The sequence below is a fragment of the Pseudomonas graminis genome (assembly GCF_004364335.1).
Lineage (GTDB): Bacteria > Pseudomonadota > Gammaproteobacteria > Pseudomonadales > Pseudomonadaceae > Aquipseudomonas > Aquipseudomonas graminis_D.
In genome coordinates, this window is record NZ_SOCR01000009.1 from 278520 (window position 1) to 286197 (window position 7678).

Consider the following 7678-nt stretch of genomic DNA (forward strand, 5'->3'; position numbering starts at 1 on the left):
TTACGATTCCTTAAAGACTGTTGATCAGCGTGCTGAAAATGGCTTGAGCGGCTTTGATGATCTGCGACGACGCGGTGTAGTACTGCTGATACTTGACCAGGTTGGCGGCTTCTTCGTCCAGCGACACACCGGAAACGCTGTCGCGTGCGCTCTTGGCCTGGGTCAGCACGGCAGTGGTCGCCGTGGTGTCATTCTTGGCCTGGGCCGCCTTGCTGCCCACCGTGGTGATCATGTTGGCGTTGGCACCGCTCAGGCTCATGCCCGTGCCGTTGCCGGCGGCGCTGTCCAGGGTCTGTTTGGTCTGCAGGGTACCGACCGAGGTCGCGTTGCGGTTGTCCGAAGAGCCGGCGCCGGTCATGGCGATGCTGTAGGTGTCGCCGCTGTTGGCCTTTCCGGCGAGGGTCATGCCGAACTTGAACGACTGCGCAGCACCCGAAGAGTCGGTGTAACCCACTTCCAGACTGATGTCGTTGGACTGGCCCTGCACCACCGAGCCGGTGATCGCATTCCCGGATTTGTCTTTGACCGCCGCGCCCTGCGCATCGACCAGCGAATAGGCTTGAGCACCATTGGTGACATCGCCCATGAGCAAACGCATCGGCGTCGAGGCGGTGAGCGCGTTACGCAGATCGGCCGTCGCGGTCGGGTTATAGATGTCGGCCTGGGTCGACAACACGGGCTGGGTGAACGTCCCCGAGCCTTTACTCACGAGAGCGCTACCGGTCAGCGGACTGGCCGAGGCGATGTCTTTCGGGTCGGTCATCACGACCTTGATGCCGTCGGCACCGGTCTTGGTCGGGCTGATCTTGAAGCTGTCACCCTCGGTAGAGGTGCCGTTGAATTTCAGCGAGAACCCGTCGATGACCGGCGCGGTGGTGGCGCTGGTGTTGTACGAACCCATGTCCTTGCCGTCCGGCAGACGCTTGACGCTGTACTGACCGCTGGCATCGGTGAAGGTCACCTGATAGTCGTTGGTCTGCAGCGCGCCGCTGTTGGCAATGGACACCGCGAAGTTGCCCGAAGACTGATCGTTGGTCGTGTTGGCAAGGCTGCGCTGGCTGGTCAGGCTGGGGTCATTGACGCTGGCGAACAGGTTAATGCCGAAGTCGCCGTTGGCGTCCACGCCCTGGTTGAGCTGGGTGTTGATCTGATCGGAAGCGACCACCGCCAGACGGCCCAGTTCGCTGGCGGCTGGCTGCAGCACGTCGCTGCGATAACGCAGCAGCCCGCCCAGCGAGCCGCCGGTCACCACGCTTGAAACGTCGACGACGCTATTCTGATATTTCAGTTTCAGCGCATACACGCTGGGGTCGCTGTCACTGGGCGCTGCGCTCAGTGTGTTGGCGGTGGTGCCGGTGACCAGCGGCTGGCCGGTGCCGATATAAACGTCATAGCTGCCGTTGGTTTCAACGACCTTGGCGCCGACCAGTTCGTTGAGCTGGCGTACCGCCTCGGTGCGCGAATCAAGCAGCGTATTGGGCTGACCGCCGGAAGACTGCGCCTCGGTGATCTGCTTGTTAAGGGTGGCAATGGACGATGCCAGGGCGTTCACTTGCCCTGTTGCCGTGGTCAGCTGGGTATTGATGCTGGCGTTCTGGTCCTTCATCTGCGCCGAGATGGTGTTGAACTGACCGGCCAGCGCCGATGCACTGGTCAGAAACGTCGTACGGGCAGCTGTGTCAGTCGGCTTGGAGGCCAGGGCGCTCAGGTCGGTGAAAAACTTCGCCAGCACGGTGCTGACGCCGGTGGAGCTGTCCGACAGGATCGAGTCGAGCTTGCTGGCCTGGCCCAGGTACGCGGTGGCGTCGGCGTTGAGCGATGTGCTGGTCTGCAATTGGTTATCGAGGTAGCCGTTGTAGATGCGGCGCACGTCGGACAACGTCGTACCGGTGCCGATGAAACCGACACCGATATTCTGCTGAGCCCCGGCGGTGGTCATCACTTGCTGACGCGAGTAGCCCTGCGTGTCGACGTTGGCAGTGTTGTTGCCGATCGTCGTCAATGCTGCGCTGCTGGCGGTGAGTCCCGAAAGCCCGATTGAGATCAGTGACATGGTTCAAACCTTATAAAGTCGTGGAAGAGCCCGAGGCGGATGCGTAGGTCTGGTAACTCTTCATCTGTTTCGCTATCTGAGAAATCTTGCTGGCATAGGACGGGTCGGTTGCGTAGCCGGCCTTCTGCAGCTCTTTCACAAACTGTTCCGGGTTATCGGCGGATTTCAGGGTTTCTTGATAGCGATTGTTGTTCTGCAGGAAGCTCACCAAGTCGTGGAAGCTGCTGGCGTACGAGTCGTAGGCGCGGAAGTCCGCGGTCTCCTTGACCATCTTGCCGTCGCGGAACTCGCTGGTGATGGCGCGGGCTTCCGGCCCTTTCCAGCCGCCCTGGGCCTTGATGCCGAACAGGTTGTGGCTGCTGCCGCCATCGGACTGACGCATGATCGATTTGCCCCAGCCGGTTTCCAGCGCAGCCTGGGCCACCAGCACGCTCGGATCGACGCCGATACGGGCGGCAGCGTCCTTGGCCAGGGGCATCATCGTGGCGACGAAATCATCACGGTTGGCGAAGGCGCTCTTGCCCGGCGCCAGCGGCGTCTGCACGCGGCTGCGCACATAAGCGTCGGCGTCAGCGGCGTACTGCGGCCCGACAGTCCAGTCGCCATTGTTCTGAGAACCTGCGCTCTTCGCGGCGGCCACGGCATTGGAAACGGCAATGCGGTTCTTCAGTGTGGTGGCGCCGGCGCTCGCGTCCTGGCCTGCAGCAGGGGTTGTGGCAGTGGTCGGCACGATGCCGGCCAGGATGCGGTCGCTGAGTTTGCTCGGCAGCGACAGGCGACGGGAATTCAGCGCGGCGACGTCGTTGTGCACGGTGCCATCGGCTGCGGCGGGCGCGGCGACCGAACGGGTGGCCCACAGCGGACGCTGAGCGATGCGCGTGGCCAGGCCGGTCTGCGCAGGCGCATCGGCTTTGCCGTCGACCTTCGCTTCCGTTTTGCCGCCGGACACAAGCCCGGTGCTGGCCGGTGCAACTTCAGTGCCCTTGTTTTTCGACAGCTGACGCATGAGCACGTCCTGCAGACCAATACCGCCGCCTTCGCGAGACATGCTCACCGACAGCTGCTGGTCATACATGTCCTGATACTGCCGCGTCGCCGCGGTGTTCATCGGGTTGTCCTTGGCCAGCACTTCGTTGGCCGAACGCATGGCCTTGAGCATCTGACTGACGAACAGCGACTCGAATTCCTGCGCGACTTTCTTGAGGTTGCCCTCGCTGTCGCGATCACCGGTTTTCATGGCCGTCAGACGATTGAGGTCGGTGTACGCACCTGAATCACCTGACGAAACGCCGCCGCTTGGAATGCTCATTGAGTCTGCCTCTTAAATCACGATCAAGTCGGCTTGCAACGCGCCAGCCTGTTTCAGTGCTTCGAGAATCGCCATCAAGTCGCCTGGGGCTGCACCCACCTGGTTAACCGCGCGGACAATTTCATCCAGCGTGGTGCCCGGGCCGAACTTGAACATCGGGTGCATTTCCTGCTGGGCGTTGATCTTCGAACGCGGGACCACAGCGGTCTGGCCGTTGGAGAACGCACCCGGCTGGCTGACGATCGGGTCTTCGGTGATGGTCACCGTCAGGCTGCCGTGGGTAACGGCTGCCGGCGAGACCTTGACGTTCTGGCCGATGACAATGGTGCCGGTCCGCGAGTTGATGATGACTTTGGCCGACGTCTGGCCTGGATCGATTTCCAGGTTTTCCAGCACCGACAGGTAATCAACACGCTGGTTGGGGTCCAGCGGCGCGGTGACCCGCACAGAGCCGCCGTCCAGCGCCTGAGCAACGCCAGGGCCGAGCATGTCGTTGATCTTGTCGACGATGCGCTTGGCGGTGGTGAAGTCGTTGCGATTGAGGTTCAGGGTCAGCGAGTTGCCCTGGTTGAAACCACTCGGCACGGCACGTTCAACCGATGCGCCGCCGGGGATACGCCCGGAAGACGGAACGTTGACGGTGATCTTCGAACCGTCGCGGCCTTCGGCATCGAAGCCGCCGACCACCAGGTTGCCCTGGGCCACGGCATAGACGTTGCCGTCGATACCCTTCATGGGGGTCATCAACAGCGCGCCGCCGCGCAGGCTTTTCGAGTTACCGATGGACGACACGGTGATGTCGATCTGCTGACCCGGTTTGGCGAACGGCGGCAGGTCGGCGTACACGGCCACAGCCGCGACGTTTTTCAACTGCACGGTGCCGGAACCCGACGGGACCTTGATGCCGAACTGCGAGAGCATGTTGTTAAAGGTCTGCAGGGTGAACGGCGTCTGGGTGGTCTGGTCACCCGTGCCGTTGAGCCCCACCACCAGACCGTAACCGATCAACTGGTTGGTCCGTACGCCGGAAATGCTGGCGATGTCCTTCAGGCGCTCGGCGTGGGCGCCGAGTGCGGTGGTGAACAGCAGCGCTGCCGCTATCAGTTGCTTGAACGTGATCATGGCTATCCCGCTATCAGAAAGGGAACAACGGGCTGAGGAAGAATCGGTCGAACCAGCCTGGCTGACTGGAATCGGCAAACGCGCCTGTACCGGAATAAGTAATGCGTGCATCGGCAATGCGGGTCGACGACACAGTGTTGTCGGTGGCGATGTCGTCGGCGCGAATCAGGCCGGCGATGCGCACCAGTTCGTCACCGGTGTTCAGGGTCATCCACTTCTCGCCGCGCACCAGCAAAATGCCGTTGGGCATCACGTCCGCGACGGTCACGGTGATCGAGCCGGTCAGGCTGTTGCTCTGCGCTGCCTTGCCGTCACCCTTGGTGGCGCGGTCGCCGGTGTAGCCGGCGTCCAGGCTGAGGTTGCCGCCACCGACCGGGTTGTTGGTGCTCACGCCCGCGCCAAACAGCGAGGTCAGGCCCAGACTGGTTTTGCTGGTCTTGCTGATCCCCGAGCTCGCGGCTTTGCTGGCGGCCATCTTCTCGGAAAGCGTGATAGTGATGATGTCGCCGACCCGGTAGGCCTTGCGGTCGCCGTACAGGTTCTGCTCGAAACCGGCCTGATAAATCGAACCGTTGCTGGCCGCTGATGGCAGCGGCGTGCGCGGCAACACCGGCGCGTAATAAGGGTCATTGGGTTTGGCCGCAGGCGCAACGCAGCCGGTCAGCAGCGCGATACCGCACACAGGAGCTGCCAACAGGGAAAGCCGCAATACAGAGAGCCGTTTCATGACACTTAAAACCTCGCGGTGTAACAGGCGTTTTTCAGGCGCCCCTTGTAATTGATCAGGTGTTTCGCAGCAGGACATCAGGTGTTTCAAGACCGGCTTACAGGTTCTGCGTGACGTACTGGAGCATCGAGTCAGCGGTGGAGATCACTTTGGAGTTCATCTCGTAGGCGCGCTGGGTGGTGATCATGTTCACCAGTTCTTCAACGGTGCTGACGTTGGAGTTTTCCAGGGTGTTCTGCTTGACCACGCCCAGCCCCGTCAGGCCCGGAGTACCCACTTGCGGCGCGCCGCTGGAAGCGGTTTCCAGGTACAGGTTGCCGCCCTGGGATTGCAGCCCGGCCGGGTTGATGAAATCGGCGGTCTGAATATTCCCGATGACCTGCGGCGTCGCGGCGTTTGCCGACGTAGTAATCGACACAGTGCCGTCTTCGCCGACGGTGAAGGTCTGCGAATCCTGCGGAACGACGATCGCAGGCTCCAGCGCGTAGCCGTTGGCGGTCACGATCTGGCCGTTGCTGTCCAGGTGGAACGTGCCGTCGCGGGTGTAGGCCACGGTGCCGTCAGGCTGACGGATCTGGAAGAAACCGCGGCCGTTGACCGCCATGTCCAGCGGCTGGTTGGTGGTCTGCAGGCTGCCGGCGGTGAAGTTTTTCTGGGTGCCGACGATGCGCACACCAGTACCCAGCTGCAGGCCCGATGGCAGCTGGCTGTCCTGAGTGGACTGAGCGCCTGGCTGACGTTTGATCTGGTAGAGCAGGTCCTGGAATTCCGCACGGTCGCTTTTGAAACCGGTGGTCGAAACGTTGGCCAGGTTGTTGGAAATGGTCGTCAGGTTGGTGTCCTGGGCGGCCAGACCGGTTTTAGCAACATAGAGTGCCGGAAGCATGTTTGAATCTCCTCGAGCGCCTGTTTATCGGCGCAAGCTGTCAGTCATTAGCCCATTTGCAAGACGCGAGCCATCGACTCGTCATCCTGCTCGGCGGTCTTCATCATCTTGATGTGCAGTTCGAACTGGCGGGACAGCGCCAGCACCGACGTCATCTCGTCAACGGCGTTGACGTTGCTGGCCTGCAGAAACCCGGATTCGACCTGCACATCGGCATCGGCCTGGGCCGGCTTGCCGCTTTTGGTGTGCATCAGACCGTCGGGGCCTTTTTCCATGGTCGTCTGGTCGCCCTTGACCAGCTTGATGCGGTCGATCTGGGCCATGACCTGCGGGCTCTCGCCCAGCGAGCGAACACTGATCGTGCCGTCGGCGCCGATCTCGATCTGCTGCTGCGGAGGCACGGCGATCGGCCCGCTGTTGCCCATGACCGGCAAACCATTGCCATCACGCAACACGCCGAGGGCGTCGATGTTCATGCTGGAGGTGCGGGTGTAGGCTTCGCCGCCATCCGCTGTCTGCACCGCCATCCAGCCGTTGCCTTTGACGGCGACGTCCAGATCGCGGCCGGTGTCGACCATCGCACCCTGACTGAAGTCAGTGCCGGGACGTTCGCTCATGGCGTACGCCCGGGACGGGTTGACCTCACCGAACACCGGCATCGAGCGCGCCTGCTCAAGGTCGCGCTGAAACCCGTTGGTCGAAACGTTTGCCAGGTTGTTGGCATGGGCCTTTTGGGCGATGGCGTTTTCCGACGCTCCGCTCATGGCCACGTATAGCAACTTGTCCACAGTCTTCCTCCTCCGACAGACGCTTGCCGCCTGTAGCTGTACTGAACAGGTCATAGCAATAATCGAACCAGTTTTTCAACGGTGATACAAAGCGTTGATTCTTCAATGATTCCGGCCGCTTTCCATGGACGTGAGTCCGGTTTTCGTCGCCGCGCGACAGCAGACTGCCGGTTTCCTGCAAGCCGACGGCAGCGAGCGCCAGAAAACTCTCCATGGGGTGCGAAACTTGCAGCGTTTTGTGAATTCGCTTCAGTCGCTACGGAAAACTGTCATGGGTCTGCGCATTGCCCTGCTCCTCACATTGATTGCCGGCTCGTTTGCCGCTTGGGCGGCACAGGCCCCGTATTTCCTCTGGCAGGGCGCCCACCGAACGGTCTGCGCCCAGACCAGCCCGGGCGAAGGCTGGACGCGGATCAGCGCCGCGTATGTGAAGTCGGATTGTTCGATTTGAGTTGTTTCGTTTCGCCTGTGACGGATTGATCGCCTGACACGCCGCCTTCCCGGCTAAAGCCGGTCCTACAATGATCTCGGCATAACCGGATATCCCTGCTCGACGCAAAACCTGTAGGAGTGAGCTTGCTCGCGAACGCGGTATGCCTGACACGAATCAATCGCCTGACACTCAGCATTCGCCAGCAAGCCGGCTCCTACGGATTCTGTATCCTCCACAAAATTTGTGGCTTGCCGAGATCCACTGTAGGAGCGCGCTTGCCCGCGAAGGCGGTGTGCCTGTCACGTATCAATCGCCTGACACGCCGCATTCGCCAGCAAGCCGGCTCCTACGGATTCTGGA

At 61.5% G+C, this 7678-nt stretch carries 7 protein-coding genes; 1 reads left to right on the plus strand and 6 read right to left on the minus strand.

Translation table 11 applies throughout. The features are described 5' to 3' along the window. Nucleotides 1–10 precede the first annotated feature (10 nt). The 6 genes from flgK to EC919_RS18910 form a co-directional block, all read right to left on the minus strand. Nucleotides 11–2053: a flagellar hook-associated protein FlgK gene (gene flgK, locus EC919_RS18885; RefSeq protein WP_133775917.1), complete on the minus strand. Its 2043-nt coding sequence runs from the start codon at nucleotides 2051–2053 to the stop codon at nucleotides 11–13. A gap of 10 nt (nucleotides 2054–2063) precedes the next feature. Then, nucleotides 2064–3362: a flagellar assembly peptidoglycan hydrolase FlgJ gene (gene flgJ / locus EC919_RS18890; RefSeq protein ID WP_133775918.1), complete on the minus strand. Its 1299-nt coding sequence runs from the start codon at nucleotides 3360–3362 to the stop codon at nucleotides 2064–2066. 12 nt (nucleotides 3363–3374) lie between these two features. Then, nucleotides 3375–4484, minus strand: a complete 1110-nt coding sequence (locus tag EC919_RS18895) for a flagellar basal body P-ring protein FlgI (protein WP_133775919.1) — start codon at nucleotides 4482–4484, stop codon at nucleotides 3375–3377. Nucleotides 4485–4497: 13 nt separating this feature from the next. Further along, entirely contained in the window at nucleotides 4498–5211 is a 714-nt protein-coding gene (flgH, locus tag EC919_RS18900) for a flagellar basal body L-ring protein FlgH (protein WP_065987267.1), read from the minus strand. Nucleotides 5212–5308: 97 nt separating this feature from the next. Continuing rightward, nucleotides 5309–6097, minus strand: coding sequence for a flagellar basal-body rod protein FlgG (gene flgG / locus EC919_RS18905; RefSeq protein ID WP_133775920.1), 789 nt, complete (start codon nucleotides 6095–6097; stop codon nucleotides 5309–5311). Between the two features lie 47 nt (nucleotides 6098–6144). After that, on the minus strand, nucleotides 6145–6885 hold the full coding sequence (locus tag EC919_RS18910; RefSeq protein ID WP_133775921.1) for a flagellar basal body rod protein FlgF: 741 nt from the start codon (nucleotides 6883–6885) through the stop codon (nucleotides 6145–6147). Nucleotides 6886–7156: 271 nt separating this feature from the next. Here EC919_RS18910 and EC919_RS18915 point away from each other — a divergent pair, with 271 nt between their 5' ends. Beyond that, nucleotides 7157–7336 carry a hypothetical protein gene (locus EC919_RS18915; RefSeq protein ID WP_133775922.1) on the plus strand — a complete coding sequence of 60 codons (180 nt, stop codon included), beginning with the start codon at nucleotides 7157–7159 and terminating at the stop codon, nucleotides 7334–7336. Nucleotides 7337–7678 lie beyond the last annotated feature (342 nt).

Bases quoted from the DNA above. Each gene is read 5' to 3' on its own strand.
- flgK (WP_133775917.1), bottom strand. From the start codon at position 2,053: ATGTCACTGATCTCAATCGGGCTTTCGGGACTCACCGCCAGCAGCGCA.
- flgJ (WP_133775918.1), bottom strand. From the start codon at position 3,362: ATGAGCATTCCAAGCGGCGGCGTTTCGTCAGGTGATTCAGGTGCGTAC.
- EC919_RS18895 (WP_133775919.1), bottom strand. From the start codon at position 4,484: ATGATCACGTTCAAGCAACTGATAGCGGCAGCGCTGCTGTTCACCACC.
- flgH (WP_065987267.1), bottom strand. From the start codon at position 5,211: ATGAAACGGCTCTCTGTATTGCGGCTTTCCCTGTTGGCAGCTCCTGTG.
- flgG (WP_133775920.1), bottom strand. From the start codon at position 6,097: ATGCTTCCGGCACTCTATGTTGCTAAAACCGGTCTGGCCGCCCAGGAC.
- EC919_RS18915 (WP_133775922.1), top strand. From the start codon at position 7,157: ATGGGTCTGCGCATTGCCCTGCTCCTCACATTGATTGCCGGCTCGTTT.